The sequence below is a fragment of the Delftia sp. PE138 genome (genome assembly GCF_018320755.1).
Lineage (GTDB): Bacteria > Pseudomonadota > Gammaproteobacteria > Burkholderiales > Burkholderiaceae_C > Comamonas > Comamonas tsuruhatensis.
The window spans coordinates 231,074-255,560 of sequence record NZ_JABEPN010000006.1 but is presented as its reverse complement, the minus strand read 5'-3'; the positions used below and the strand labels follow the sequence as shown (position 1 = coordinate 255,560).

The window sequence follows — 24,487 nt, the reverse complement described above, 5'->3', positions numbered from 1 at the left end:
AAGGAGTGGGCGTGATCAGCCCGGCTGGCGGCCCAGCAGCAGGTACTCCATCAGTGCCTTTTGCACATGCATCCGGTTCTCTGCCTCATCCCAGACCACGGACTGCGGCCCGTCGATGACCTCGGCCTGCACTTCCTCGCCACGGTGGGCGGGCAGGCAGTGCATGAACAGGGCGTCGGCACGCGCGGCGGCCATCATCTCGGCATCCACGCACCAGTCGGCGAAGGCCTTCTTGCGGGCCTCGTTCTCGGCCTCGTAGCCCATGCTGGTCCACACGTCGGTGGTCACCAGGTCGGCGCCCTTGCAGGCGTCCAGCGGGTCCTTGAAGACCTTGTAGCAGCCCTCGCGCGGCGCCTTGCCGCCAAAGGCCAGCTTCTCGTCCACCTCGTACCCGCCCGGCGTGCTGACGTGGACGGTGAAGCCCAGCAGGTCGGCCGCCTGCAGCCAGGTGTTGGCCATGTTGTTGCCGTCGCCGACCCAGGCGACGGTCTTGCCCTGGATCGAGCCGCGGTGCTCGATGAAGGTGAAGATGTCGGCCAGGATCTGGCAGGGGTGGAACTCGTTGGTCAGGCCGTTGATGACGGGCACGCGCGAGTACTCGGCAAAGCGCACGATCTTGTCCTGGCCGTAGGTGCGGATCATCACCAGGTCGGTCATGCGGCTGATGACGCGCGCGCTGTCCTCGATGGGCTCGGCGCGGCCCAGCTGGCTGTCGCCCGTGGTCAGGTGGACCACCGAGCCGCCGAGCTGGTACATGCCGGCCTCGAAGCTCACGCGGGTGCGCGTGCTGGCCTTCTCGAAGATCATGGCCAGCGTGCGGTCGCTGAGCGTGTGGTGCTTTTCGTAGTTCTTGAACTTCTTCTTGATCAGGGCCGCGCGCTCGAGCACATAGGCGTACTCGTCGGCCGTGAAGTCGGAAAACTGCAGATAGTGCTTGATGGCAGTCATAGGCAGGTCCTCATTCGGACAGGAATTGCACGATCAGGGGCTTGAGCTTGGCGACCACTTCGTCGGCCTCGGCCTCGGTCATGATCAGCGGCGGCACCAGGCGCACCACGGTGTCGGCGGTCACGCTGAACAGCAGGCCGGCTTCGGCGCCACGGCCCAGCAGGGCGCCGCAGGGCTTGTTCAGCTCGATGCCGATGATCAGGCCCTGGCCGCGCACATCGACCACGCCCTTGACGTCGGCCAGCTCCTTTTGCAGCGTGGACTTCAGGCGGTCTCCCACCTTGGTGGCATGGGCCAGCAGGCCGTCTTCTTCCATGATGCGGATGGTTTCGATGCCCGCACGCATGGCCAGCGGATTGCCGCCGAAGGTGGAGCCGTGGTTGCCCGGCTGCAGCACGGTGGCCGCCTTGCCATGGGCGACGACGGCGCCGATGGGCACGCCCGAGCCCAGGCCCTTGGCCAGGGTCATCACGTCGGGGACGATGCCGGCCCACTGGTGGGCGAACCACTTGCCCGTGCGGCCCATGCCTGCCTGGACTTCGTCGAACATCATCAGCCAGCCGTTGGCATCGCACAGGGCGCGCACCTGCTGCATGTACTCGATGCGCATGGGGTGCAGGCCGCCTTCGCCCTGGATGGGCTCCATCATCACGGCAACCACGTCGGGGTTGCCGGCCGTGGCCTGCTGCAGCGCCTCGAAGTCATTGACCGGCACGCGCAGGAAGCCGTCGAGCAGCGGGCCGAAGCCGTCGCGCACCTTGGGGTTGCCCGTGGCCGTCATGGTGGCGATGGAGCGGCCGTGGAAGGCATGCTCGTAGACCACGATCACCGGCTTGGCGATGCCCTTGTCCACGCCGTACTTGCGCGCGATCTTGATGGCGGCCTCGTTGGCCTCCAGGCCCGTGCTGCAGAAGAAGACATTGGTCATCTTCGCGCGCTCGGTCAGCAGCTTGGCCAGCGTTTCCTGGCCGGGCACATGGTAGTAGTTGGAGGTGTGGATGAGCTTGGCCACCTGGTCCTGCAGCGCAGGCACCAGCTTGGGGTGGTTGTGGCCCAGCGTATTCACGGCAATGCCGCCCAGCGCATCGAGGTACTGCTTGCCGTTGACGTCCCACACGCGGCAGCCCTGGCCTCGCTCCAGAGCGATCGGTACGCGGCCATAGGTGTTCATCACGTGGGGCGAGGCAGCCTCGATGAAAGCGGTCATTGCAAAAATCTCCTGAGCTGGAAAGTAAACGGCATCCGGGCGTTGCCGCCGCAGATGCCTGAAAAACAGCGAAGCCCGATTCTAGGGGCCGCGCAATGGCCTACCGTTGCGGTTTGCGCATCACAGCCATGCAATGAACCTACGCCACACTTGGTTAGTGCGCTGCACAACGGTCCAGCTCTTATATAAGAGATAAAATGCCTGCTTGGCCTGCCGGCAGCGATCCTGTCTGCGGGCTCTGGCTTTTTTGAAGGACTTGCGCAAACAGGAAGTGGCAAGGTGCTGGGCCCCTTGGCAAGCCGCCTGTTTTGCTCCTTGTTGCGCAAGTCGTATTTTGGTGCGCATCCTGATGGTCTCTCCCTCCAGCAAAGAACTGTTCATCCAGGGCATCACCCACGAAGGCAAGACTTTCCGGCCCAGCGACTGGGCCGAGCGGCTGGCAGGCGTCATGAGCCAGTTCCGCCCCGGTGGTGCCCAGCGCGGCAGCCACCTGAGCTACTCGCCCTGGTGTGTTCCCACAACGCTCAACGGCGTCAAGTGCGTGGTCGTGCATCGCGACCTGCGCGACTACGAGCCCATGGCCTGGGATTTCTGCCTGAATTTCGCCAAGGACAACAACCTGCAGGTTGCCGAAGCCTGCCTGATACCGGACGAGCCGGCCCGCTGAGGCCGGCTTCTTTTTTTGCGGGGCCGGTTCCCGCCCGATGTGAAGCGCGCCTGGGGTGCGTTTTTTTTCGGCTGCGCTTTGCTGGTGGAGCCGGGCTTTTCCTTCGGTGCGATTGCCGATGGCGGCGCTTTTGTCCAGGCACAAAAAAACCGCCCGAAGGCGGTTTTCTCGTTCGCTGACAGCGCACCCGTTACAAACGGCAGATGGCCGGGGCCATCCGTGCGGTTGCCTAAGTGGATTAGGCGGCGGGGGCTGCCAGGGCCTTGACCTTGGCGGACAGGCGGCTCTTGTCGCGAGCGGCCTTGTTCTTGTGGAAGATGCCCTTGTCGGCGATCGTGTCCAGAACGGATTGGGCTGCGGCAAACAGTTCGGTTGCCTTGGCCTTGTCGCCAGTCAGAACGGCCTTCTCGACCTTCTTGACGGCGGTGCGGTACTTGGAACGCAGCGAAGTGTTGGCTGCGTTGAGCTTGACGTCCTGGCGGGCGCGCTTGCGGCCGGATGCCAGGCGGGGGTTCTTCTTTACGGGCTTGGATGCCATGATATGTATTCCTAGTGTCTGAGGATGTTGTCGGCGAAGCGCGGGATTATAGCATGCAGTCCCTCCAGGGCCTGTGGGCCCCAGGCCGCGCAATCGGGCCTGTTGCAACGGAGTGCAAGAGCCGTCCGGCCCGCCCGGGCACGCAACTGCGGTGGCCGTGCCAGCGCATACACTCCCCACGGTGTCACTGTTCAAAGCCGCCTCCACCGTTTCCCTGCTGACGCTGGCCTCCCGTATCACCGGGCTGGTGCGCGATCTGCTCATGGCCTCCATGTTCGGAGCCAATGCGCTGACCGATGCGTTCAATGTCGCGTTCAGGATTCCCAATCTCTTTCGGCGCCTGTTCGCCGAAGGCGCCTTCAGCCAGGCCTTTGTGCCGGTGCTGGCCGCCAGCAAGGCCAAGGAGGGGGAGGAGGCCACGCGCAGGCTGATCTCCCATGTGGCCACGCTGCTGTTCTGGGTGCTGCTCGTGACCTGCGTGCTGGGCGTGGTCGGCGCGCCGCTGCTGGTCTGGCTGCTGGCCAGCGGCCTGCGCCAGTCGCCCGAAGGCTATGACGCAGCCGTGCTGATGACGCGCTGGATGTTCCCCTACATCGGCTTCATGTCGCTGGTGGCGCTGTCGTCCGGCGTGCTCAATACCTGGCGGCGCTTTGCCGTCTCGGCCGCCACGCCCGTGCTGCTGAACCTGGCCATGATTGCCGCCGCCTTCTGGGGTGCACCCTGGCTGCAGGCGCGCGGCATAGAGCCCATCTATGCCATGGCCGGCGGTGTGATGCTGGGCGGCGTGCTGCAGCTGGCGGTACAGCTGCCGGCGCTGGCAGGCCTGGGCCTGCTGCCGCGCATCGGGTTTTCTCCAGCCGCCTTGCGCCAGGCTTGGCAAGAGGCCGGCGTGCGCCGCATCCTCAGGCTGATGGCGCCGGCGCTGCTGGGCGTGGGCGTGGCCCAGGTCTCGCTGATGATCAACACCCAGATCGCCTCCTATCTGCAGCCGGGCAGCGTGACCTGGCTGTTCTATGCCGACCGGCTCATGGAGTTTCCGACGGCGCTGCTGGGCGTGGCGCTGGGCGTGGTGCTCACGCCCCAGCTGGCCGCGGCCAAGGCGGCCGACGACTCGGAGCGCTACTCGGCCATGCTGGACTGGGGGCTGCGCCTGGTGGTGCTGTTTTCCGTGCCCTGCGCGGTGGGGCTGCTCACTTTCGCCGAGCCGCTCGTGGCCACGCTGTTCCACCGTGGCGCGCTGCAGGACAGCGATGTGGGCCAGATCGCGCTGGCGCTGGTGGGCTACGGCGCCGGCCTGGTGGGCCTGGTGGCCATCAAGGTGCTGGCGCCCGGCTACTACGCAAGCCAGGACATCCGCACGCCCGTCAAGATCGCCATCGTGGTGCTGATCATCACCCAGCTGCTCAACCTGGTGCTGGTGCCCTTCATGGCGCATACGGGTCTGGCGCTGTCCATCGGCCTGGCGGCCCTGGTCAATGCGGGCTGGCTGCTGTGGGGGCTGCTGCGCCGGGGCGTCTACCGTCCCAAGCCCGGCTGGGGGCGGCTGGCCTTGCAGGTGATTGCGGCCAGCAGTCTGCTGGCCGTGCTGCTGACCTGGGGAAGCCAGCATTTCGACTGGATTGCGCTGCGTGCCAACGGATGGCAGCGCGTGGGCCTGCTTGCCGGCCTGATGGCGGCCTCGGCCCTGCTGTACTTTGGCGCGCTGTGGGCAGCCGGGCTCAAGCTGCGGGCACTGCTGCGGCGCTAGCCCGAACCCGCATAATTGCAGGCCTGGGCGCTGCAAATTCACAAGGCATCATGAGCTGGAGCTACGACGACACGCCAACGGCCCTGCAATACTTTGCAGCGCTGGTGCAAAGCGATGAACACCTGCCGCTGATGGAGGCGGCAATCAGCATCGCCCAGGATGCCGTGCCCGATCTCGACCTGCAGGCGGCCAGCGCCGAACTGGACCGGCTGCAGGTGCGCCTGGTCCAGCGCCTGGCCGGCGAAACCGATCCGCTGCAGTGCCTGCGCGGACTCAACCAGTTCTTCTACGGCGAGCTGGGCTTTGGCGGCAATCTCAACGACTACTACGACCCTGCCAACAGCTACATCCACCATGTGCTGCAGACGCGGCGCGGCATTCCCATCAGTGTGGCGCTGATCTGGCTGGAGCTGGCTGCGGCCATCGATCTGCCGGCGCAGGGCGTGAGCTTTCCCGGCCATTTCCTGGTCAAGATGCGCCTGCCCCAGGGGCAGGTGGTGATGGACCCGTTGAGTGGCGAGTCCTTTTCGGCCAACAGCCTGGCCGAGCGGCTGGAGCCCTTCTGGCAGAGCGCGGGCCTGTCGGCCGAAGAGGCCGCTCCGCTGGGCATGTACCTGCAGGGCGCCTCGCCGCGCGACGTTCTGGAGCGCATGCTGCGCAACCTGCAGGAGATCCACCATGCCCGGCGCGACTGGCCGCTGCTGGTGGCCGTGCTCAACCGGCTGGCCGTGCTGCGGCCCGACATGCCCGAGATCCTGCGGGACCGGGGGCTGGCCTATGCGCAATGGGGGGTGACCGAGCGTGCGCTTGAAGACCTGGAGCGCTTCCTGCAGTCCCAGCAGGGCGCGCAGGCCGTGGCCGTGCGCGAGGTGATCCGGCGGCTGAGAGGGCTGTAGCCGCCCGCGCGTGGGCTGATCAGACCAGCCGGACGGCTTCCAGCTCTTTCTTGAGATAGGCGTAGAACAGCGGAGCCGCCACCAGGCCTGCAGGGCCGAACACCGATTCGGCCACGAACATCACCGCCAGCAGCTCCCATACGCCCATGTGCGTGCGCTGGCCCACGACCTTGGCGTTGATCACGTACTCGGCCTTGTGGATCAGGATCAGAAAGCCCAGGCAGGCGGCGGCGGCCACAGGGGACACCGACAGGCCCACGATGGTGATCACCGCATTGCACAGCAGGTTGCCCACGATGGGCACCAGGCCTGCAATGAAGGTCAGCGTGATCAGGGCTGGCGTGTAGGGCAGGGTCAGGTTCCAGTGCGGCAGCACGCCCAGAAGGAAGATGGCCGTGAGAAAGGTATTGAAGGCCGCAATCCAGAACTGGGCCGCCACGATCTGGCGGAAGGCCAGTCCCATGAGCCGGATGCGCTCGCGCAGCGCTGCCACCAGGGGCGGGCGGCGCGTGACCATGGGACGCACGGCGGCCAGGGCGCCGATGATCAGGCCCACGTAGGCATAGAGCAGGCCGGTGAGCCAGGCGCGGCCCGCATGGGCCAGGGCGCCGGCCTTGGCGGCCAGGTAGCTGGCCAGCAGGTGCTGGATTTCCTGTGCGCCGTCCGGCAGCTGGTCGGCCATGTCGGCCGGCAGCTTGTCACGCAGCTCCAGCACCGTGTGCGCCAGATAGTCGAGCAGCTCGCGGTACTGCTGTGGCGCGTCGGTGATGTAGGTGCGCGTGTGCGACAGCGCGCCGCTGAGCAGGGCCAGCGGCGCAAGAATGACGATGGTGGCTGCCACCAGTTGCGTCCAGCGCGGCAGCGAGCCGCGCCGGGACTTGGGCTGGGCGCGTGACAGCAGCCCGGCAAGCGCGCGCGTGACCAGAAAGCCCACGCAGACGCATAGCATGCCCGGCAGCAGCCCCTGCCACATGATCAGCAGCAGGGCGCCGGCCATCAGCACATAGCTGGACAGCGTCACGCCGCGCGTGGGCGCGGGCTGCGGGGAGATGATGGGCGAGGGCAGGTGCTGGGTCATGCGCTGCGGGCCCGTGGTCAGCGGACCTCGACAGGCTCGCCCTCGCCGCGTGCGGCGATGCGTCCGATGGTGTGGACCGTCTCGCCCAGCTTCGCGAGCGTGGCGGCCGTGGCTTCGGCAGCCTCGGCGGGCACGACAACGACCATGCCGATGCCGTTGTTGAAGGTGCGGTTCATTTCCACGGCGTCGATGCCGGCCGTCTTCTGCAGCCAGGCGAACAGCTCGGTCTGGGGCCAGCTGCCGGCATCCAGGTGGGCGGCCAGGCCTTCGGGCAGCACGCGGGGGATGTTCTCCAGCAGGCCGCCGCCCGTGATGTGGGCCAGCGCCTTGATGGGGTGCTGCTCCAGCGCCGCCAGCACGTTCTTCACGTACAGGCGCGTGGGTTCCATGATGGCCTGCTTGAACGGCTTGCCGTCCAGCGTGTCGGGCAGGCTGCCCTGGCTTTCGGCGCGCTCGATGCACTTGCGCACCAGGGAGAAACCGTTGGAGTGCACGCCGGCCGAGGCCAGTCCCAGCACCACGTCGCCAGCAGCCACGCTCTGGCCTGTGAGGATCTTGGACTTTTCGACGGCGCCGACGGCAAAGCCGGCCAGATCGTATTCGCCGGCCGGGTACATGCCGGGCATTTCGGCGGTTTCACCGCCGATCAGTGCGCAGCCCGACAGCTCGCAGCCGCGCGCAATGCCGCCTACCACGGCAGCGGCCGTGTCCACGTCCAGCTTGCCGCAGGCGAAGTAGTCGAGGAAGAACAGGGGCTCGGCGCCCTGGACCAGCACGTCGTTGACGCTCATGGCCACCAGGTCGATGCCGACGGTGTCGTGCATGTTCCACTCGAAGGCCAGCTTGAGCTTGGTGCCCACGCCGTCGGTGCCCGAGACCAGCACGGGCTCCTTGTAGCGCTTGGGCACCTCGAACAGTGCGCCGAAGCCTCCGATGCCGGCCATCACGCCTTCGCGCATGGTCTTCTTGGCCAGCGGCTTGATGCGCTCGACCAGCGCGTCGCCAGCGACGATGTCGACGCCGGCGTCTTTGTAGGAGATCGGGGTAGAGGAGGGGGCAGAAGAGCTCATGGATGGGTACGGTGCGGTAGGCCCGAGGCCGGGCTGGAACCCCGGGATTCTACGGCGCCGGCCGCCGGCAGGCGCGCGCGCCAGTGGGCTTCGAGGGGGCTTTCGTTGCACAAGCGGGCCGGCTGCCGCCGTGCCGTGCGCCGCGCAGACTAAAATCCCTGTTGCGCCCGGGAACGCCCCGGCGTCGCCCGCCTTGCCGCAGCGCTGCGGCAGGGCGGGCCTGTCTTTGCTATCAACCCAATGCCGTTGCCGATTCCTTTGCCTGCTTTTGCCGCATGGACCCGCCTGGACACAGGAAAGGGGGCGCTGCGCGTATGTCGCAGATGAAGCAGCTGGCTCTGGATATCAGCATGGCGTCGAGCCCGACGCTGTCGCGCTTTTTCGTCGGCCCCAATGCCGCGGTGATCGATCATTTGCGCCATTGGGTGGGCGATGGCCGCATGCAGACGGCCCGCACGCCAGTGCCCACTTATCTTTGGGGCGAATCGGGCTCGGGCAAGACCCATCTGCTCAAGGCCGTGCGCGAGGCCCTGCGCGAGCAGGGCGCCATGGTGGGCTGGATGGATGCCTCCACCCTGTTCCCGCCGCCCTTCGACGAGCGCTGGGCGGCAGTGCTGATGGACGATGTGGACATCTACACTCCGCTGCAGCAGGCGCGGGCCTTCAACTGGTTTGTGAATGCGACGAGCCCGGCCACGGGCTCGCCGCGCTGGGTGCTTGGGGCCGGCCCGCTGCCGCCGGCAGACCTCAAGCTGCGCGAGGATCTGCGCACGCGGCTGGGCTGGGGCCATGTGTTCCAGTTGCAGCTGCTCGACGAAACCGCGCGCCGCGCGGTGCTGCGCCAGGAGGCCGATGCCCGTGGCGTTTTTCTGGGCGACGATGTGATGGACTACATGCTCAAGCGCTTCTCGCGTGACCTGGGCAGCCTGATGCAGCTGCTCGACATGCTCGACGGCTTTGCGCTGCGCAACAAGCGCGCCATCACCATTCCGTTGCTCAAGACGATGCTGGAAACCGAATGAGCCCGCATTTTCTTGTGGGCAGGGACTGCGGGAGCCGGCGGAGCCTGCGTTGCAAGGGCAGCGCGGGACCCATTTTTTTAGGATATGCATGACCTCTGATCAGAAGCAACTCCGGCCCCGGCTGGCGTTGTTCGACCTGGACCACACGCTGCTGCCGCTCGATTCGGACTATGAGTGGGGCGAGTTCACGACGCGCATCGGCTGGACCGATCCGGTCGAGTTCGGCCGCCGCAATGCCGAGTTCTTCGCGCACTACCAGGCGGGCACGCTCGACGTGCACGACTATGTGCGCTTTGCCACCGAGGCCTTCTGCGCCCGTGGCGCGCAGCAGGCCGCCGAGGCGCACGAGCGCTTCATGCGCGAGGTGATCACCCCCGCCATCCGTCCCCAGGCACTGGAGCTGCTGCGTACGCACCAGCAGGCGGGCGACCAGATCATCATCGTCACGGCCACCAACGAGTTCGTGACGCGCCCCATCGCCGCCGCCCTCGGCGTGCAGGAATTGATCGCAGTGGAACTGGAGCGCGACGCGCAGGGCTGGTTCACGGGCGAGATCCGTGGCACGCCCAGCATGCGCGGCGGCAAGGTGCAGCGCATGCAGCAGTGGCTGGATGCGCGCGGCCTGCAGTGGAGCGGCGTGGAGACCTTCTTCTACAGCGACTCCTGGAACGACGTTCCCCTGCTCGAGCGCGTGGACCACCCCGTGGCCACCAACCCCGACACTCGGCTGCGCGCCCTGGCCCAGGAACGTGGCTGGCGCATTCTGGACCTGTTTGGCGAAGCACCATGATCAAGAACATCATCGACAAGCTGCTGGGCAAGGCCTCGGCCGCTCCACGGGCGCGCAAGTCGCCCTTCGGCAAGCGCCAGGAGGTGCCCGTGCAGGTGCACGGCATCGATCCCAACCTGGTGGACCGGCGTGCCCTCGACGTGGTCGAGACGCTGCAGGACGCTGGCTACGAGGCCTACATCGTCGGCGGCGCCGTGCGCGACCTGCTGCTGGGCCTGCGCCCCAAGGACTTCGACGTGGCCACCAATGCCACGCCCGAGCAGGTCAAGGGCCTGTTCCGCCGCGCCTTCATCATCGGCAAGCGCTTTCGCATCGTGCACGTGGTCTATGGCCGCGGGCGCGAGAACGAGGTCATCGAAGTCTCCACCTTCCGCGCCTTCCTGGACAACAGCGCGGCCGAGGCCGTGAGCGGCAACGAGCGCACCAGCAAGGCCCAGCTCGCCGGCATGCACCATGCGGTGGACGCCAGCGGCCGCGTGCTGCGCGACAACGTCTGGGGTCCGCAGGACCAGGATGCCACGCGCCGCGACTTCACGATCAACGCCATGTACTACGACCCGCGCACGCAGATCGTGGTCGACTATCACAAGGGCATTGACGACGCCAAGAAGCGCATGCTGCGCATGATTGGCGACCCGGCCACGCGCTACCGTGAAGATCCGGTGCGCATCATCCGCGCCGTGCGCTTCGCCGCCAAGCTGGCGGGCAAGGGCTTCAAGCTCGAGCCCAAGACGGCCAAGCCCCTGGTGGAGTGCGAGCCGCTGCTGGCCGATGTGCCGCAAAGCCGCCTGTTCGATGAAATGCTCAAGCTGCTGCAGACCGGCCATGCGCTGGCTTCGGTGGAGCAATTGCGCGGCCTGGGCCTGGCGCGCGGCATCTACTCGCTGCTGGATGTGGTGGTCGAGCGTGCCGAGCAGCCCTTCGTGCAGGCCGCTCTGACCGATACCGATCGCCGTGTCGAGGAAGGCAAGCCCGTGGCGCCCAGCTTCCTGCTGGCCTGCGTGCTGTGGCATGACGTGAAGACCGGCTGGGAGCGCCGCCTGAACCAGCGCCAGCACCCGTTCCCCGCGCTGCAGGAATCCATCGACGAAGTGTTCGACCAGCGCATCGGCGATGTCTCGGGCCGCGGCAAGCTGGCCGCCGACATGCGCGAGATCTGGGTCATGCAGCCGCGCTTCGACAAGCGCACGGGCGCCACGCCGTTCAGCCTGGTGGCCCAGCCGCGCTTTCGCGCGGGCTTCGATTTCATGCGGCTGCGCGCCGACATCGGCGAGGTCGAGGAAAGCCTGGCCAGCTGGTGGCAGGAGTTCCAGAATGCCGACGACGCGCGCCGCGACGACCTGATCGCCCAGGCGCGCGACGAGCAGCGCGCCCGCCAGCGCAGCGCCGAACCCAAGGTGCATCGCGTGCCCAAGGTCCGCCAGCCGCGCGATGGCGTGAACCTGGCGGAAGGCGTGCAGCCTGAGGATCCCGCGCCGGCACAGGCTGGCGGCGAGGAGGCTGCAGCGCCCAAGAAGCGGCGGCGCCGCCGCCGCAAGCCCCAGGGCGGGGGCGATGGCGGCATGGGCGGCGATGAATGAGCCAGGCCACTGGGTCGCCATCGGCCTGGGCGCCAACCTCGGTGACTGCGGCCAGGCCCTGGGCCAGGCCTTGAAGGCCATCGGCGGCCTGACGGGCACGCGCCTGCTGGCCGTCTCCTCGCTCTACAGCACGGCGCCCATCGATTCCAGCGGTCCCGACTATCTGAACGCCGTGGCCGCCGTGCGCACCACGCTGCAGCCGCTGGCGCTGCTCGATGCGCTGCAGGCCATCGAACTGGCGGCCGGGCGCGAGCGCCCCTACCGCAATGCGCCGCGCACGCTGGACCTGGACATCGAGCTGTGGGGCGACGAGCGCATCGCGCTGCCGCGCCTGAGCGTGCCGCACCCGCGCATGCACGAGCGCGCCTTCGTGCTCGTGCCGCTGGCCGAGATCGCGCCTGAGCGCGTCACGCCCGCGCAGCTGCAGGCCGTGGCGGGGCAGGGCATCTGCCTGGCGCACAAGCCTGGCTGGCATCTCCGGCAAGCCTGAATCCCGACAGTGGCCTGAATGAAAAAGCCGCAGCGCCCTGAGGGCGGCTGCGGCTTTTTGCCAGGCGGGACGCGGTGGATCGGCTCAGTCCACCTTCGCTCCGGAGGCCTTGACGATGGCCTGGTACTTGGCGCGCTCGGCCGCCATGAACCTGTCGAACTCGGCGGGCGTGGAGGACACGGGCTCGGCCATCAGGGTCTCGAAGCGGGTCTTGGTCTCGGGCGCGGCCAGTGCGTCGGCAAAGGCCCGGCTCAGCTTGTCCAGCACGGGCTTGGGCGTGCCGGCCGGGGCGACCAGGCCCCACCAGGTATCGATGGCAAAGCCGGGGAAGGTCTTGGACAGCGCGGGCACGCCGGGCAGCAGCGTGGTGGGGTTCAGCGAGGTCACGGCCAGCGCCTTGAGCTTGCCCGAGCGGATATTGGGCGCAGCGGCAGCCAGGTTGTCGATGTTGAAGTCCACCTCGCCCGACAGCAGGGCCAGCTGGGCCGGGTTGGCGCCACGGTAGGGCACGTGCAGGGCGAAGATGCCGGCTTTTTGCTTGAGCATTTCGCCCGCCAGGTGGCCTGCGCTGCCGTTGCCGCCGCTGCCGTAGTTGAGCTTGCCGGGGTGGGACTTGGCGTAGGCGATCAGGTCGGCCACGCTGTGGATCTTGAGCTGCTCGGCACGGGCCGCATTCATCACCAGCACGTTGGGCACGCGCACCATCTGGGTGATGCCCGCGAAGTCCTTGCCCGCGTCGTAGGGCATCTTGGTGTACAGCCAGGGATTGACGGCATGGGTGGCCGTGGCGGCCAGGCCGATGGTCATGCCGTCCGGCGTGGCGCGGGCAATGGCGTCGGCGCCGATGTTGCCGCCGGCGCCGGCCTTGTTGTCGATGATCACCACCCCCAGGGAGTCACGCACCCGCTCGGCCAGCGCGCGCGCGGTGATGTCCAGCGGACCGCCGGGCGCATAGGGCACGATCAGGCGGATGGGCTCTTGCGCCAGGGCAAGCGGGGAGGCCAGGGCAGCAGCGGCCGCCATGACCGAGAGAAGGCTGTTTCTACGGTTCATAGGGGCGCTATTGTGCAAAAAAATTGCGACACCTGGCTGCGCGCAGGTATGGGAAGCAGTTTTTCTGCGTATTGCTTGATCCGTGCCACCTTCTGCGCACTCAGGAAGCCTTGTCGGCCTCGGAGGTGAACGCGTCCGCGTAGAACTCTTCCGCCGGCAGGCCGCGTTGCTCCACATAGGCATGGCGTGCCGAATCGACCACGATGGGCGCACCGCAGGCATAGACCTGATGGCCAGACAAGTTGGCAAAGTCGTCCAGCACGGCCTGGTGCACGAAGCCCGTGCGGCCGGTCCAGCCGTCTTCCGGCAGCGCGTCGGAGACCACGGGCACATAGCACAGCTGGGGCATGGCCTCGGCCTGCTCGCGCACCCAGGCGTCGAGGTAGAGGTCCTCGGGCCGGCGTCCTCCCCAGTACAGGGTGACGGAGCGGGTGATGCCCTTGTGGCGGATGTGCTCCAGCAGCGCCTTGATGGGGGCGAAGCCCGTTCCCGAAGCCAGGAAGATGAGGGGCTTGTCGCTGTCCTCGCGCAGGAAGAAGCTGCCGAACGGGCCCTCCACGCGCAGGATTTCCTTTTCCTTCATGGCGCCGAACACGTGGTCCGTGAACTTGCCGCCCGGCATGTGGCGGATGTGCAGCTCCAGCCCCGGTGCCGTGTCCTGCACATGGGGGGCCGTGGCCATGGAGTAGGCGCGGCGGGCGCCGTCGCGCAGGATGAATTCCACGTACTGGCCTGCGTGGTAGCGGAACTTGTCTGCAGCGGGCAGCTGCAGGCGCACCTGCATCACGTCGTGCGACTTCTTCTCCAGCGTGGCCACGCGCACGGGCATCTTCTTGATCGGGAAGGCGCTGGCATCGGTCACCTGGCGCGACTCCAGCACCACCGAGGTGCTGGGCGTGGCGCAGCAGGTCAGCACATAGCCGTCGGCCTCTTCCTGGGCGGTCAACGCTTTTTCCGAGTGGGCGCCATGGGTGACCTCGCCGAGCAGCTTCTTGCACTTGCAGGAGCCGCAGGCACCGTCCTTGCAGCCATAGGGCAGGCCCACGCCGCAGCGGATGGCGGCGGCCAGGATGGTCTCGCTGCCCTGCGTGGCGAAGGCGCGGCCGCTGGGCTGTACGGTGATTTCGTGGGAAGCGTTGGCTATCTCGGTCATGTTCTCGGTATCCTCGGGGGCGCTGGCGGCGCGTGGAGCGCGCCGTCGATCTTCTTTCCCGGACGGACATGCCGCTGCCGCGACCGGCGGCGCGCGGGTGGCCGCCCTCGCAACAGGCCAGGATTTTGCCCTCAAACCAAAACCCATTGGGCGCGCTGCCGGCGCGCTTTCGACGCGAACGCGTGCTCATCGTCGGCTGCGGCGACGTGGGGCTGCGCGTGGCTGGTGCATTGGCGGGCGCGCCCGTCGCCCGTTCGGGTGCCGCACGACGGGGCCCGCGCGTGCTGGCCCTGACGCGTGGCGCCGAGCGCCTGCAGGATCTGCGCGGGCGCGGCATCACGCCGCTGCTGGGCGATCTGGACGCGCCTGCCACGCTGCGCCGTCTGGCCGGCCTGGCCACGCGCGTCGTCCACCTGGCGCCGCCGCCCAATCCGCCTGCCGGCGAAGATGGCTGGTGGCTGGACCCGCGCACCACGGCTTTGCTGCGCGTGCTGCGCCTTCGCGGCCGGCCGGCCAGCCTGGTCTATGGCTCGACCTCCGGCGTCTATGGCAACTGCGAGGGCGCCTGGATCGACGAAAGCCGCCCGCCCGCACCGGCCACGGCGCGTGCCCAGCGCCGCGTGAACGCCGAGCGAGCCGTGCGCTTTGCCGGGCGCGGCGGCCTGCGCGCCAGCATTCTGCGCATCCCGGGCATCTATGCGCCGGACCGGGAAAACGGCACGCCGCGCGGGCGCCTGCTGCGAGGGACCCCCCTGCTATGCGCCGCAGAGGATGTCTATACCAACCACATCCATGCCGACGACCTGGCCCGCGCCTGCGTGAGGGCGCTGTGGCTCGGCCGGCCGCAGCGCATCTACCACGCCAGCGACGATACGCAGCTGCGCATGGGCGACTACTTCGACCTTGCGGCCGATCTCTATGGACTGCCGCGCCCCGCACGCATCACGCGCGAGCAGGCGCAGCGCGAGCTGCCGGCCAGCCTGCTGAGCTTCATGGGGGAGTCACGCCGCCTGCGCAACCAGCGCCTGAAGGAGGAGCTGGGCCTGAGATTGCGCTACCCGACCGTGGAGCAGGGGCTGCGCGCCTGAATCAGCGCGGGTGGATGCCGCCGTTGGTGTCGTAGCAGCGGAACACGTTGCAGTGCGAGATGGGGGCCGAAGGCGGCAGCGGCTGCGGCGGCACGGGGCGTCCTATGATCCACGGCCGGTTGATGGCGTTGGGCTGCAATGCGCGCGATTGCTGCAGCTGTTCATAGGCCTTGGGGCCCAGGCAGGCCATCTCCATCTGCTGCTGGGCGGCCTGGCTGCGCGGGCCCCAGGTGGCGGGATCGGGATTGGCCTCGGCCAGGATGGTGTCCAGGCGGCGGCGCGCCTGCTGGCAGGCCGGGGAGTCGCCGCCGTCGCGCTGGGCCGAGTTCTCGCGCTCGCGCCGGCTGCGTGCCTCGCGCTCCTGCTGCTGGGCACGCGTGCGGCGCTCGGCCTCTTCGCGGGCCAGTTGCTGGTTCTTGCGCTCTATGGCGGCGGCGGACTGCGCGCGCTCGCGCTCCAGCTCTTCGGGGCTGGGGGCTTCCTGCACCTGCACGCGGTTTTCGCCGTCCTTGCAACTGCTGTTGGTGTAGGTGACGCGGCCGGTCTTGGCGTCCGTGCAGCGGATGACCTGGGCCGAGGCCGGGCCTGCGGTGAGCGCCAGCACCAGCGGTACAAACATCGGTACAAGCGCCGCCAGCGCCCAGCGCGCGGCCGCCGATGAACGGCGGCCGGTGTGGCCAAGGTCTTGGGTGCGGTGCATGGCGGTTTCCTTTCCCATCACAAGCGGCACAAGGATGTGGTGTATTGCCGATTATGGTGCGGCGCCCAGGGGCTGGAAATGCCGCCGGTCAGCCGTTCAGCGCCAGTGGCGCGGATCCTGGGTGGGGTAGGGGTTGCCACCGCCCTGGCTTTCGCGCTGCATGCGCTCGATGGCGCGTTGCTGCTGCTCGCGGTCACGCTGCTGCTGCTCCCGGTCCCGTTGCTGGCGTTCGCGCTCGCGCTGCTGCTGGCCCTGGTCGCGTTCGCGCTCCCGCTGCTGGCGCTCGGCTTCGCGGCGCTGCTGCTCCTGCATGCGCTCGCGCAACTGGCGGTCGCGGTCCTGGGCCTGGCGGTCACGGTCCCGGTCGCGCTCGCGCATTTCACGCTCACGTTGTTGGCGGTCACGCCAGGCATCGCGGTTGCGTTCCTGCTGGATGCGCTCGCGTTCGTATTGCAGGCGCTCACGTTCGCGCTGCAGGCGCTGGCGCTCGTACCAGCCGTTGTCCGGATAGGCGGGCTGCGTGGGATACGAGGGGTAGACGACGCCGCCCGACGGATAGCTGGGATAGGACGGGTAGCTGGGATAGCTGGGGTAGCCGGAGCCCATGTCCGAATAGCCATCGGGCGGCACGGCGCAGGCGGTGACCAGGGCTGCAAGGCCAAGGCCGGCCAGCAGGCGCAGGGGGCGCAGGCCAGGCTGCGGGCGCTGCTGCGTGGGGGAGGCGTTGGTTCGGGTCATGGTGTGGTGTCCGGGCAAAGGCGTGTTTCCTGTCTGGATCTCTTCATATGACGTTTGACAGGCCTCGATGGTTGACCTGGATCGTCCTGACGAGGCAACGACGGCGACAGCGGGACTTCTATTTTGATAGCAATTGGTCCATGTACTGTAGGTGCTTCCAGATGAAATCCGCAGGCACAGCGCGCAATGGCTGCGGTCGCCCCGATCGCCGCAATGGCATCTGGGCGGGACTAGAATGGCCGCTGTCTTTGGCGGCGCGCAGTCCGTGCGCCGCAAAGCAGCGTTCTCAGGGCGGGGTGAAATTCCCCACCGGCGGTATCTGGATCTGTCTTTCGGCATGTGTCCAGCAGCCCGCGAGCGCCCGGCTAGCCGCAAGGCCGGCCGGGGTCAGCAGATCTGGTGAGATGCCAGAGCCGACGGTCACAGTCCGGATGAAAGAGATCGCGCAGCACCTGCATGGCAGGCGCCATGCCCATGGTTGTCCCATGGGCTGTGCCGCGCCATGCGGCGCCATGGCGCGCGCCCTGATTCATTTGTCTCATCTCGAAAGAGCACCATGAATCAGACTCCTGTCTCCTTGAACTTCTCCGCACACGGCACGGCCTCGGGCACGCCGTGGAAGGCCGTCGCGGGCCGCAGCCGCGTGGCCGTGATCTGCGCGAGCTGGCATACCGATGTCGTGCACCAGGCGCGCGACTCCATGGCGGCCGAGCTGCAGGCCCAGGGAGTGGCCGCGCAGAACATCAGCCACTTCAACGTGCCCGGCGCCTTCGAGATCCCGCTGCTGGCCAAGAAGCTGGCCGACAGCGGCCGTTTCGACGCGGTCATCGCCTGCGCGCTGGTGGTCAACGGCGGCATCTATCGCCACGAGTTCGTGTCCTCGGCCGTGATCGACGGCCTGATGCGCGTGCAGCTCGATACCGAAGTGCCGGTGTTCTCGGCCGTGCTCACGCCGCGCGATTTCCACGAACATGGCGACCATGTGGAGTTCTTCCGTGCCCACTTCGTGAAGAAGGGCGTGGAAGTGGCGCATGCCTGCCTGGCGGCGCTGGACCAGCTGGCGCAGGTACAGGCACTGGGCCAGGCGCGCGCGGCCTGAGCCGGCCAGCCTCCCAGCACAGCTTTGGTTGGGGATGGATTCTCGTAAACACTGAGTTGGGGCCGAGTGTCGCGGTCCCGTCACGCGGCGTGACGCGCCATTGCCAAGCCGCGATGACGGGAATAACGTGACGGCCTGTTTCAACTGAGGAGTGCGCGATGAAGATGTCCCGGAAGTTGTGTATTGCGGCCGTCGTGGCCGGCATGGGTGGCGTGGCCATGGCCCAGGAGCAGGTGATCCGCATCGGCCACATCGGCCCCGTGTCCGGACCCCAGGCCAATTTCGGCAAGGACAACGAGAACGGCGTGCGCATGGCCATTGACGACCTCAATGCCAAGGGCATGGAGATCGCCGGCAAGAAGGTCAAGTTCCAGCTGGTGGCCGAAGACGATGTGGCCGATCCCAAGCAGGGCACGGCCGCTTCGCAGAAGCTGTGCGACGACAAGGTCGCCGGCGCCGTGGCCTTCCTCAACTCGGGCGTGGCCATTCCCTCGTCCAAGGTCTTCCAGGACTGCGGCATTCCCATGATCACGGGCGCGGCCACCAACCCCGACCTGACCAAGCCCGGCTGGAACACCACCTACCGCGTGATTGCCAATGACAACGCGCTGGGCGCGGCGCTGGCCAAGTACGCGGCCGAAACGCTAAAGCTCAAGACCGTGGCCATCATCGATGACCGCACGGCCTACGGCCAGGGCCTGGCCAATGTGTTCAAGAAGGATGCGGAAAAGCTGGGCGTGAAGGTCGTGGCCTCGGAGTTCACGAACGACAAGGCCACGGACTTCATGGCCATCCTGACCTCGATCAAGGCCAAGAAGCCCGAAGGCATCTTCTACGGCGGCATGTATGGCCAGGCCGGCCCCATGCTGCGCCAGATGGCCCAGCTGGGCATGAACGATGCCAAGTACTTCGGCGGCGACGGCCTGTGCGTGCCCGAGCTGGCCAAGGTGGCCGCCGGCGCCAAGCCGCTGGACAACGTGATCTGCGCCGACGGCGGCGCCTCGCTGGCCAAGATGCCTGGCGGCACGGAATGGAAGAAGCGCTACGACGCCAAGTACCCCGGCCAGTTCCAGGTCTACAGCCCGTACTTCTACGACGCCACCATGATGCTGGCCGACGCCATGAAGCGCGCCAACTCCTGGGACCCCAAGGTCTACATCCCCTTCCTGCAGAAGGCCGACTACTCGGGCGTGACCTCCAAGATCGCTTTCGAGAAGAACGGCGAGATGAAGAACCCTTCGTACACGCTGAGCATGTTCAAGAACGGCCAGAAGACGGCCCTCGACTGAGAGCCTGTCCTCCCTTCGTTTTCATGCCCGCCTTGTGCGGGCTTTTTTTATCGGCCCGGGACCTCGGCCGGGGCCTGCGCCGGCGCATCGACCACGCCGGGCAACTGCGCCAGATAGGCCTGCAGCGCGGCAATGGCCTGGCGCACCTTGGCGGGCTGGGCCTGGCGCTGCGGGGTGACGGCCCAGATGTCCAGGCCGCCGAAGTCCCAGTCGGGCAGCAGGCGCACCAGGCGTCCTTCGGCCACCGCGTCGGCAACGTCCATGCTGCCCAGCAGGGCCAGGCCCAGGCCGGCCTCGCACATCTGCTGGAGGGACAGTTGGTTGTTGCTGGCCACATGGGGCTGCACCTGCAGGCTGTAGGTCTCGCCCGTGGCCGGGTGGCGTGCCTCGGCCCGCAGGGCCTGGCCCTGGCCTTCGCGCGCAAGGCCCAGCCAGCGCGCGCTGGCCAGCGGTGCCGGGTGGCGCCAGGCCGCGCCGCCGCCGTGCTCCTGTATCCATGCGGGCGAGGCGCACAGCCAGTTGCGCATGGCGCCCAGGCGCCGGGCCGCCCAGCCTGAGTCGGCCAGACGGCCAAAGCGCAGCGCCAGGTCGATGCGGCTTTGGATGAGGTCGATGGGCGCATCGTCCACATCCAGGTGCAGGCGCAGTGCCGGATGCCGGGCCAGCCAGCTGCCCAGGGCCGGCGCGATGTGGCGCGCAAAGCCCACGGTGGCCGACAGGCGCAGTTCGCCGCCGGGCTCGTCGCGCGCGGCGGCCAGCTCGGCCCGCGCCTGGCTGGCGGCCTGTGCCATGGCGGCGCACTGCTGGTAGTAGCGCTCGCCCGTGTCGGTGAGGGCGATCTGCCGGGTGGAGCGGTGCAGCAGGGTGACGCCGCCGTCGCGCTCGAGCTGGCGCACCTGCTGGCTCACGGCCGAGGGGCTCATGCCCAGGGCGCGCGCGGCGGCGCTCATCGATCCGTGCTGCACCACGGCGGCGAAAACGGCCATGCGTTTGTAGTCGTCCATGGGCTGTATTGTGAAGTGGTGCTTCAAGGTGTTGGTGAAAACTGCCGTCTTCCGCAGCGATTGTGAACGACGTAATCTCAATGCCATCGTGAACAGGCGCCCAGGCGCCGCAAAGGAATGAAGATGAAAGTGGCACTCATTGGCGCAACCGGCTTTGTGGGTTCGGCGGTATTGAAGGAGCTGCTGCAGCGCGGCCACGAGGTCGTGGCCCTGGTGCGCGACCCCGCCAGGCTGGCGGCCCAGCCGCATCTGCACGCCGTGCAGGCCGATGTGCTGGATGCCGCCGTCGTGCAGCGGGCCGTGGCAGGCGCGGACGCCGTGGTCAGCGCCTACAACGCGGGCTGGGGCAATCCCGACATCTATGAGGACTTCATGCGCGGCTCGCGCGCCATCGTGGCGGGCACGAAGGCGGCTGGCGTCAAGCGCTATCTGGTGGTGGGCGGTGCGGGCAGCCTCTACATCGCGCCCGGCAGGCAACTGGTGGACACTCCCGAGTTCCCGGCCGCCATCAAGCCCGGCGCCTCGGCTGCGCGCGATGCCCTCAACGATCTGCAAAAGGAGCAGGGCCTGGACTGGACGATGCTGAGCCCGCCGATTGCCCTGCACCTGGGTGACCATGGCGAGCGCACGGGCCAGTACCGCACGGGCAAGGATGAGCCGTTGATGCAGGCCGACGGCCAGCCCGGCACCATCTCCGCCGCCGATCTGGCCGTGGCCCTGGTCGATGCGCTGGACAAGGGCCTGCACCTGCGCGAGCGCTTTACCGTCGCTTACTGAGCACCGGGGGCTCCCGGCTGGTGCGCAGGCGGCCTCCATGGCATGCTGGTGCCTGTCACGAACAGGCAGGAGCGCCGCCATGATCGACCACACGGGAATCCTCGTATCGGACTTCGACCGCAGCCGGGAGTTTTATGCGCGGGCGCTGGCTCCCCTGGGCTACGAGATCCTGATGGAGCTGTCCGCCGAGCTCACCGGCCACGGCGACACGGCCGGCTTTGGCGAGCCGCCCAAGCCTGATTTCTGGATCACCGGCGGCGAGCCCAACCAGCCGCCCATCCATGTGGCCTTTCGCGTGGACAACCGCAACATGGTCGATGATTTCCACGCGGCCGCCCTGGCCGCAGGCGGGCGCTGCAATGGCGAACCCGGCCTGCGACCGCACTACCACGACGACTATTACGCAGCCTTCGTGCTCGACCCCGACGGCCACAACATCGAGGCCGTCTGCCACCTGCCTCCCGCCTAAGTCTCCCTGGCGGCACTGGGGCCTGCGCGGCAGCTGACATCAGGCGGTCGCATGGCGCAGCACAATATTGCGCTGCAACAAAAAAGGCCCCACGTTCCCCATGCCCCCTTCCGTTTCCGCTGCGGCCGGCTCCGTTTCCGCGTCATCCACACCCACGGCCGCCCAGGCCTGGCTCAGCGTGATCGCGCTGGCGCTGGGCGCCTTCGTCTTCAATACCACCGAGTTCGTGCCCGTGGGCCTGCTCAGCAGCATTGGCGCGAGCTTTGGCATGCCCACCGAGCAGGTCGGGCTGATGCTGACCATCTATGCCTGGATCGTGGCCCTGGCCTCGCTGCCCTTCATGCTGCTCACGCGCAATGTGGAGCGGCGCAAGCTGCTGATGGGCGTGTTCGCGCTGTTCGTGGCCAGCCATGTGCTGTCGGGCGTGGCCTGGAGCTTTGCCTCGCTCATGGTCAGCCGCATCGGCATCGCGCTGTCGCATGCGGTGTTCTGGTCCATCACGGCCTCGCTGGCCGTGCGCGTGGCGCCGCCCGGCAGGAAGGCCGTGGCGCTGAGCCTGCTGGCCACCGGCACCTCCATGGCCATGGTGCTGGGCATTCCGCTGGGCCGGATCGTGGGCGAATGGCTGGGCTGGCGCACGACGTTCCTGGCCGTGGGCGGGGTGGCCGCCATCGTCATGGTGGCCCTGGCCCGGCTGCTGCCGCGCCTGCCCAGCGAGAACGCGGGCAACCTGGCCAGCGTGCCCATGCTGCTGCGCCGTCCGGCGCTGCTGTCCATCTACATCCTGCTGGTGGTCGTGATCACCGGGCAGTTCACGGCCTACAGCTATATCGAGCCCTTCGTGCAGGACATCGCGGGCTTCGAGGGCAAGGTGACCACGGCCGTGCTGCTGCTGTACGGCGGCATGGGCATCGTGGGCAGCGTGATGTTCAGCTGGTGGGGCCTGCGCCATCCGCGCGGCTTTCTGCTGGCCGCCATTGGCGTGCTGTCGGCCAGCCTGCTGATGCTGGTGCCGGCCTCGGGCCATGAGGCCTCGCTCTATGTGATGAGCTCGGTCTGGGGTGTCGCCATGATCTGCTTCGCCCTGGCCATGCAGTCCCAGGTGCTCAAGCTGGCAGCCGACGCCACCGATGTGGGCATGTCCATGTTCTCGGGCATCTTCAACATCGGCATTGGCGGCGGCGCGTTGCTGGGCAGTCAGGTCAGCATGCATGCGGGCATGCAGAACATCGGCTGGATCGGCGGCGGCCTGGTGGCGCTGGGCCTGGCCTGGTGCGTCTGGGCCTTCGTGCGCTGGTCTGCCGGCTTCCAGGCAACGGCGCACTGAAGCGGGTCAGCCGCCGGGTGCCCGCATGGCCTGGGCGTAGCGCTGCGGTGCCAGGCGGGACACCAGTACGCAGACCACGAGCACGGCGGCCATCTGGGCCAGCCAGCCGGCGCCGAATCCGCCCGTGAACTGGTGCAGCCGGGCGATCACATAGGGCGCCAGCGCCGCAATCAGAAAGCCGCCGCCCTGCATCAGTGCGTTGAGCGCACCGGCCTGCGTGGGGTGGGGAAGATGGTCCAGCGCCACCACCATCATCAGCGCGAAGCAGCCACCCAGGCCGATGCCGAGGATGACGATGTTGAGCAGCGGCGCCGCATCAGGCCACCAGGCCAGCGCGGCCAGGCCGATGATCTGGCACAGCAGCGTGAACCCCAGCCATGGCCGCCGGTCGGCTTGGCGCGAAGCCAGCACGGGCAGGCCCAGCGCGGCGCCGGCCTGGGCCACCGACAGCAGGGCCACCAGACCGCCGCTTTGCGCGGGGCTCCAGCCGTGCGTCTGGTAGAAGGGCGCAAGCCAGGCCACCATGGCCGCATAGCCGCCGTTGATGAGGCCGAAGCAGGCCATCAGCATCCAGGTGCGCGGGCGCCGGCGCAGCCAGCCGGTGTCTTGCGTGGCGTTGGCCCCTGCCATGGGCGCCGGAGCCGGCAACGCACGCAGCGCATGCCGCGCCAGCGCCAATGCCAGCAGGGCGGGCGCAGTCCACAGCGCCAGCGCAAGGCGCCAGTCCAGTCCCCATTGCACGGCCAGCGGCGAAATCTGGGCGCCCAGGGCGCCGCCGCCCATGAGCGCGGCCGAGTACAGCCCCATCATCTGCGCCATGCGTGCGGGCGACTGGCGCTTGATCAGGCCCGGCAGCACGCCTTGCACCAGGGCCACGCCAGCGCCGCACAGCGCGGCCGTGGCCAGCAGGGTGGCCGCACTGGAGCCCGCCACGCGCAGCGCGCAGCCCAGCGCAATCACCGCCAAGGACCCGACCACGGCGCGGCGCGGACCCAGGCGCTGAAGCGCGGCCGGGGCCAGCCAGGCGCCCAGGCCCATCAACGCCATGGGCAGCAGGGTCAGCCAGGACAGCGTGGACAGATCCATGCCGGTGGCGGACTGGATCTGCGGTCCCAGCGGGCCGATGGCCGTGAGAAACGGGCGCAGGTTCAGCGTGACCAGCACGACGGTGGCCAGCCACAGCGCCGTTGGAATGGCGTGTGCCGCGGCAGGGGTCTCGGTGTGCGCAGGCGCAATGGACGACATGGCTTCAGGCCCAGGGGGCGTTGCCGTACAGCTGGGCCGCCGTGATGCCCGTGTCCAGCCGCCTCAGGGGCAGCGGTGGCGGCTGCAGCGGCATGCGCAGCCGCTGGTAGGCGCCCTCGCTGGACAGGCCATACGGCTGGGCATCCGCGTTGTCGAAGGCGAAGAAGACCTGCTCGGCCCCGGCCATCACCAGCGCCGCCAGGCACATGGGGCAAGGGTGGCCGCTGGCGTAGATGGTGCAGCCGGCCAGGCTGGCGTTGGCCTGGGCGCGCGTGCCCGCGCGCAGCGCCTGCATTTCTGCGTGGGCACTGGGGTCATGGCTTTGCACGATCTCGTTGACGCCCGTGGACAGGATCTGCCCCTCGCGCGCGAGCAGGGCACCGAAGGGCCGGCCGCCCCGCAGGCGGTTGTCGTGCGCCAGCTGCACGGCATGGCGCAGCAGGCGGATGTGTTCTTGTTCTTGCATGGGGATGGCTGGGCAATCGGGAGCTGAGGCCGCAGTCTAGGACGGG

25 protein-coding genes and 1 riboswitch are annotated in these 24,487 nt (G+C 68.1%); of the genes, 13 read left to right on the top strand and 12 right to left on the bottom strand.

Annotated features, from left to right (window positions below; all coding sequences use genetic code 11):
• Positions 1-15: 15 nt before the first annotated feature.
• On the bottom strand, positions 16-948 hold the full coding sequence (gene argF / locus HFGMBDPB_RS21030; RefSeq protein ID WP_016448984.1) for an ornithine carbamoyltransferase: 933 nt from the start codon (positions 946-948) through the stop codon (positions 16-18).
• 10 nt (positions 949-958) lie between these two features.
• Positions 959-2,155, bottom strand: a complete 1,197-nt coding sequence (locus HFGMBDPB_RS21025; RefSeq protein ID WP_016448983.1) for an aspartate aminotransferase family protein — start codon at positions 2,153-2,155, stop codon at positions 959-961.
• Positions 2,156-2,504: 349 nt separating this feature from the next.
• Here HFGMBDPB_RS21025 and HFGMBDPB_RS21020 point away from each other — a divergent pair, with 349 nt between their 5' ends.
• Positions 2,505-2,822 carry a DUF3579 domain-containing protein gene (locus HFGMBDPB_RS21020; protein WP_012204103.1) on the top strand — a complete coding sequence of 106 codons (318 nt, stop codon included), beginning with the start codon at positions 2,505-2,507 and terminating at the stop codon, positions 2,820-2,822.
• Between the two features lie 238 nt (positions 2,823-3,060).
• Here the strand turns inward: HFGMBDPB_RS21020 and rpsT are convergent, their stop codons facing one another.
• Positions 3,061-3,360 (bottom strand): 30S ribosomal protein S20, encoded by a 300-nt coding sequence (gene rpsT, locus HFGMBDPB_RS21015; RefSeq protein ID WP_016448982.1) that lies wholly within the window; start codon positions 3,358-3,360, stop codon positions 3,061-3,063.
• Positions 3,361-3,541: 181 nt separating this feature from the next.
• Between rpsT and murJ the strand changes: the two genes are divergently transcribed.
• Both murJ and HFGMBDPB_RS21005 read left to right on the top strand, forming a co-directional pair.
• The gene (gene murJ, locus HFGMBDPB_RS21010) at positions 3,542-5,107 is read left to right on the top strand and encodes a murein biosynthesis integral membrane protein MurJ (RefSeq protein WP_016452589.1); all 1,566 of its coding nucleotides are present in this window, start codon (positions 3,542-3,544) and stop codon (positions 5,105-5,107) included.
• Between the two features lie 50 nt (positions 5,108-5,157).
• Complete coding sequence (locus tag HFGMBDPB_RS21005; RefSeq protein WP_016448980.1) at positions 5,158-6,003, top strand: SirB1 family protein; 846 nt, start codon at positions 5,158-5,160, stop codon at positions 6,001-6,003.
• Positions 6,004-6,022: 19 nt separating this feature from the next.
• Here HFGMBDPB_RS21005 and HFGMBDPB_RS21000 read toward each other — a convergent pair whose 3' ends face one another.
• Both HFGMBDPB_RS21000 and purM read right to left on the bottom strand, forming a co-directional pair.
• Positions 6,023-7,081, bottom strand: a complete 1,059-nt coding sequence (locus tag HFGMBDPB_RS21000) for an AI-2E family transporter (protein WP_016448979.1) — start codon at positions 7,079-7,081, stop codon at positions 6,023-6,025.
• Between the two features lie 17 nt (positions 7,082-7,098).
• The gene (gene purM / locus HFGMBDPB_RS20995) at positions 7,099-8,151 is read right to left on the bottom strand and encodes a phosphoribosylformylglycinamidine cyclo-ligase (RefSeq protein ID WP_074921603.1); all 1,053 of its coding nucleotides are present in this window, start codon (positions 8,149-8,151) and stop codon (positions 7,099-7,101) included.
• Positions 8,152-8,474: 323 nt separating this feature from the next.
• Between purM and hda the strand changes: the two genes are divergently transcribed.
• The 4 genes from hda to folK all read left to right on the top strand — a co-directional run bounded on the left by hda (position 8,475) and on the right by folK (position 12,033).
• On the top strand, positions 8,475-9,173 hold the full coding sequence (gene hda / locus HFGMBDPB_RS20990) for a DnaA regulatory inactivator Hda (RefSeq protein WP_026062235.1): 699 nt from the start codon (positions 8,475-8,477) through the stop codon (positions 9,171-9,173).
• 88 nt (positions 9,174-9,261) lie between these two features.
• On the top strand, positions 9,262-9,963 hold the full coding sequence (locus HFGMBDPB_RS20985) for a histidinol-phosphatase (protein ID WP_016448977.1): 702 nt from the start codon (positions 9,262-9,264) through the stop codon (positions 9,961-9,963).
• Positions 9,960-11,543 carry a polynucleotide adenylyltransferase PcnB gene (gene pcnB, locus HFGMBDPB_RS20980; RefSeq protein WP_133072797.1) on the top strand — a complete coding sequence of 528 codons (1,584 nt, stop codon included), beginning with the start codon at positions 9,960-9,962 and terminating at the stop codon, positions 11,541-11,543. The genes HFGMBDPB_RS20985 and pcnB overlap by 4 nt, the downstream gene beginning before the upstream one ends.
• Positions 11,518-12,033 (top strand): 2-amino-4-hydroxy-6-hydroxymethyldihydropteridine diphosphokinase, encoded by a 516-nt coding sequence (gene folK / locus HFGMBDPB_RS20975; RefSeq protein WP_034365366.1) that lies wholly within the window; start codon positions 11,518-11,520, stop codon positions 12,031-12,033. The genes pcnB and folK overlap by 26 nt, the downstream gene beginning before the upstream one ends.
• Positions 12,034-12,117: 84 nt before the next feature.
• On the opposite strand, the gene HFGMBDPB_RS20970 is transcribed toward folK, so the two are convergent.
• Both HFGMBDPB_RS20970 and HFGMBDPB_RS20965 read right to left on the bottom strand, forming a co-directional pair.
• Positions 12,118-13,086 carry a Bug family tripartite tricarboxylate transporter substrate binding protein gene (locus tag HFGMBDPB_RS20970; RefSeq protein ID WP_026062233.1) on the bottom strand — a complete coding sequence of 323 codons (969 nt, stop codon included), beginning with the start codon at positions 13,084-13,086 and terminating at the stop codon, positions 12,118-12,120.
• A gap of 100 nt (positions 13,087-13,186) precedes the next feature.
• A complete protein-coding gene (locus HFGMBDPB_RS20965; RefSeq protein ID WP_016448973.1) occupies positions 13,187-14,239 on the bottom strand; it encodes a CDP-6-deoxy-delta-3,4-glucoseen reductase in 1,053 nt (350 codons plus the stop codon).
• 68 nt (positions 14,240-14,307) lie between these two features.
• On the opposite strand from HFGMBDPB_RS20965, the gene HFGMBDPB_RS20960 reads away from it, so the two are divergent.
• The gene (locus HFGMBDPB_RS20960; protein WP_016448972.1) at positions 14,308-15,327 is read left to right on the top strand and encodes an SDR family oxidoreductase; all 1,020 of its coding nucleotides are present in this window, start codon (positions 14,308-14,310) and stop codon (positions 15,325-15,327) included.
• A gap of 1 nt (position 15,328) precedes the next feature.
• On the opposite strand, the gene HFGMBDPB_RS20955 is transcribed toward HFGMBDPB_RS20960, so the two are convergent.
• Both HFGMBDPB_RS20955 and HFGMBDPB_RS20950 read right to left on the bottom strand, forming a co-directional pair.
• Entirely contained in the window at positions 15,329-16,027 is a 699-nt protein-coding gene (locus HFGMBDPB_RS20955; protein WP_070080583.1) for a DUF4124 domain-containing protein, read from the bottom strand.
• 96 nt (positions 16,028-16,123) lie between these two features.
• Positions 16,124-16,765, bottom strand: coding sequence for a hypothetical protein (locus HFGMBDPB_RS20950; protein WP_016448970.1), 642 nt, complete (start codon positions 16,763-16,765; stop codon positions 16,124-16,126).
• Positions 16,766-17,043: 278 nt separating this feature from the next.
• Positions 17,044-17,212: riboswitch (FMN riboswitch) on the top strand.
• 109 nt (positions 17,213-17,321) lie between these two features.
• Between HFGMBDPB_RS20950 and HFGMBDPB_RS20945 the strand changes: the two genes are divergently transcribed.
• Entirely contained in the window at positions 17,322-17,864 is a 543-nt protein-coding gene (locus tag HFGMBDPB_RS20945; protein ID WP_016448969.1) for a 6,7-dimethyl-8-ribityllumazine synthase, read from the top strand.
• A 158-nt stretch (positions 17,865-18,022) separates the two neighbouring features.
• Positions 18,023-19,153, top strand: a complete 1,131-nt coding sequence (locus HFGMBDPB_RS20940) for a branched-chain amino acid ABC transporter substrate-binding protein (protein WP_212646163.1) — start codon at positions 18,023-18,025, stop codon at positions 19,151-19,153.
• A gap of 47 nt (positions 19,154-19,200) precedes the next feature.
• Here HFGMBDPB_RS20940 and HFGMBDPB_RS20935 read toward each other — a convergent pair whose 3' ends face one another.
• Positions 19,201-20,157, bottom strand: coding sequence for a LysR family transcriptional regulator (locus HFGMBDPB_RS20935; RefSeq protein ID WP_016448967.1), 957 nt, complete (start codon positions 20,155-20,157; stop codon positions 19,201-19,203).
• A gap of 123 nt (positions 20,158-20,280) precedes the next feature.
• Here HFGMBDPB_RS20935 and HFGMBDPB_RS20930 point away from each other — a divergent pair, with 123 nt between their 5' ends.
• From HFGMBDPB_RS20930 to HFGMBDPB_RS20920, 3 genes are all read left to right on the top strand, one after another.
• Positions 20,281-20,934 carry an NAD(P)-dependent oxidoreductase gene (locus HFGMBDPB_RS20930; RefSeq protein WP_074921600.1) on the top strand — a complete coding sequence of 218 codons (654 nt, stop codon included), beginning with the start codon at positions 20,281-20,283 and terminating at the stop codon, positions 20,932-20,934.
• Positions 20,935-21,013: 79 nt separating this feature from the next.
• The gene (locus HFGMBDPB_RS20925) at positions 21,014-21,403 is read left to right on the top strand and encodes a VOC family protein (RefSeq protein ID WP_016448965.1); all 390 of its coding nucleotides are present in this window, start codon (positions 21,014-21,016) and stop codon (positions 21,401-21,403) included.
• A 100-nt stretch (positions 21,404-21,503) separates the two neighbouring features.
• Positions 21,504-22,730: a sugar transporter gene (locus HFGMBDPB_RS20920; RefSeq protein WP_016452582.1), complete on the top strand. Its 1,227-nt coding sequence runs from the start codon at positions 21,504-21,506 to the stop codon at positions 22,728-22,730.
• 6 nt (positions 22,731-22,736) lie between these two features.
• On the opposite strand, the gene HFGMBDPB_RS20915 is transcribed toward HFGMBDPB_RS20920, so the two are convergent.
• Both HFGMBDPB_RS20915 and HFGMBDPB_RS20910 read right to left on the bottom strand, forming a co-directional pair.
• Complete coding sequence (locus tag HFGMBDPB_RS20915) at positions 22,737-23,975, bottom strand: cyanate transporter (protein WP_209800889.1); 1,239 nt, start codon at positions 23,973-23,975, stop codon at positions 22,737-22,739.
• A 4-nt stretch (positions 23,976-23,979) separates the two neighbouring features.
• On the bottom strand, positions 23,980-24,441 hold the full coding sequence (locus HFGMBDPB_RS20910; protein ID WP_047217797.1) for a nucleoside deaminase: 462 nt from the start codon (positions 24,439-24,441) through the stop codon (positions 23,980-23,982).
• Positions 24,442-24,487 lie beyond the last annotated feature (46 nt).

Excerpts from the sequence above, each read along its gene's own strand:
- HFGMBDPB_RS20970 (WP_026062233.1), bottom strand. The coding sequence starts at position 13,086 with ATGAACCGTAGAAACAGCCTTCTCTCGGTCATGGCGGCCGCTGCTGCC.
- HFGMBDPB_RS20935 (WP_016448967.1), bottom strand. The coding sequence starts at position 20,157 with ATGGACGACTACAAACGCATGGCCGTTTTCGCCGCCGTGGTGCAGCAC.
- HFGMBDPB_RS20925 (WP_016448965.1), top strand. The coding sequence starts at position 21,014 with ATGATCGACCACACGGGAATCCTCGTATCGGACTTCGACCGCAGCCGG.
- HFGMBDPB_RS20950 (WP_016448970.1), bottom strand. The coding sequence starts at position 16,765 with ATGACCCGAACCAACGCCTCCCCCACGCAGCAGCGCCCGCAGCCTGGC.
- HFGMBDPB_RS21025 (WP_016448983.1), bottom strand. The coding sequence starts at position 2,155 with ATGACCGCTTTCATCGAGGCTGCCTCGCCCCACGTGATGAACACCTAT.
- purM (WP_074921603.1), bottom strand. The coding sequence starts at position 8,151 with ATGAGCTCTTCTGCCCCCTCCTCTACCCCGATCTCCTACAAAGACGCC.
- HFGMBDPB_RS20960 (WP_016448972.1), top strand. The coding sequence starts at position 14,308 with ATGCCGCTGCCGCGACCGGCGGCGCGCGGGTGGCCGCCCTCGCAACAG.
- HFGMBDPB_RS21005 (WP_016448980.1), top strand. The coding sequence starts at position 5,158 with ATGAGCTGGAGCTACGACGACACGCCAACGGCCCTGCAATACTTTGCA.
- folK (WP_034365366.1), top strand. The coding sequence starts at position 11,518 with ATGGCGGCATGGGCGGCGATGAATGAGCCAGGCCACTGGGTCGCCATC.
- pcnB (WP_133072797.1), top strand. The coding sequence starts at position 9,960 with ATGATCAAGAACATCATCGACAAGCTGCTGGGCAAGGCCTCGGCCGCT.
- HFGMBDPB_RS20955 (WP_070080583.1), bottom strand. The coding sequence starts at position 16,027 with ATGCACCGCACCCAAGACCTTGGCCACACCGGCCGCCGTTCATCGGCG.
- HFGMBDPB_RS20985 (WP_016448977.1), top strand. The coding sequence starts at position 9,262 with ATGACCTCTGATCAGAAGCAACTCCGGCCCCGGCTGGCGTTGTTCGAC.
- HFGMBDPB_RS20940 (WP_212646163.1), top strand. The coding sequence starts at position 18,023 with ATGAAGATGTCCCGGAAGTTGTGTATTGCGGCCGTCGTGGCCGGCATG.
- HFGMBDPB_RS20910 (WP_047217797.1), bottom strand. The coding sequence starts at position 24,441 with ATGCAAGAACAAGAACACATCCGCCTGCTGCGCCATGCCGTGCAGCTG.
- hda (WP_026062235.1), top strand. The coding sequence starts at position 8,475 with ATGAAGCAGCTGGCTCTGGATATCAGCATGGCGTCGAGCCCGACGCTG.
- HFGMBDPB_RS21020 (WP_012204103.1), top strand. The coding sequence starts at position 2,505 with ATGGTCTCTCCCTCCAGCAAAGAACTGTTCATCCAGGGCATCACCCAC.
- HFGMBDPB_RS20965 (WP_016448973.1), bottom strand. The coding sequence starts at position 14,239 with ATGACCGAGATAGCCAACGCTTCCCACGAAATCACCGTACAGCCCAGC.
- HFGMBDPB_RS21000 (WP_016448979.1), bottom strand. The coding sequence starts at position 7,081 with ATGACCCAGCACCTGCCCTCGCCCATCATCTCCCCGCAGCCCGCGCCC.
- HFGMBDPB_RS20930 (WP_074921600.1), top strand. The coding sequence starts at position 20,281 with ATGAAAGTGGCACTCATTGGCGCAACCGGCTTTGTGGGTTCGGCGGTA.
- HFGMBDPB_RS20945 (WP_016448969.1), top strand. The coding sequence starts at position 17,322 with ATGAATCAGACTCCTGTCTCCTTGAACTTCTCCGCACACGGCACGGCC.
- HFGMBDPB_RS20915 (WP_209800889.1), bottom strand. The coding sequence starts at position 23,975 with ATGTCGTCCATTGCGCCTGCGCACACCGAGACCCCTGCCGCGGCACAC.
- HFGMBDPB_RS20920 (WP_016452582.1), top strand. The coding sequence starts at position 21,504 with ATGCCCCCTTCCGTTTCCGCTGCGGCCGGCTCCGTTTCCGCGTCATCC.
- argF (WP_016448984.1), bottom strand. The coding sequence starts at position 948 with ATGACTGCCATCAAGCACTATCTGCAGTTTTCCGACTTCACGGCCGAC.
- rpsT (WP_016448982.1), bottom strand. The coding sequence starts at position 3,360 with ATGGCATCCAAGCCCGTAAAGAAGAACCCCCGCCTGGCATCCGGCCGC.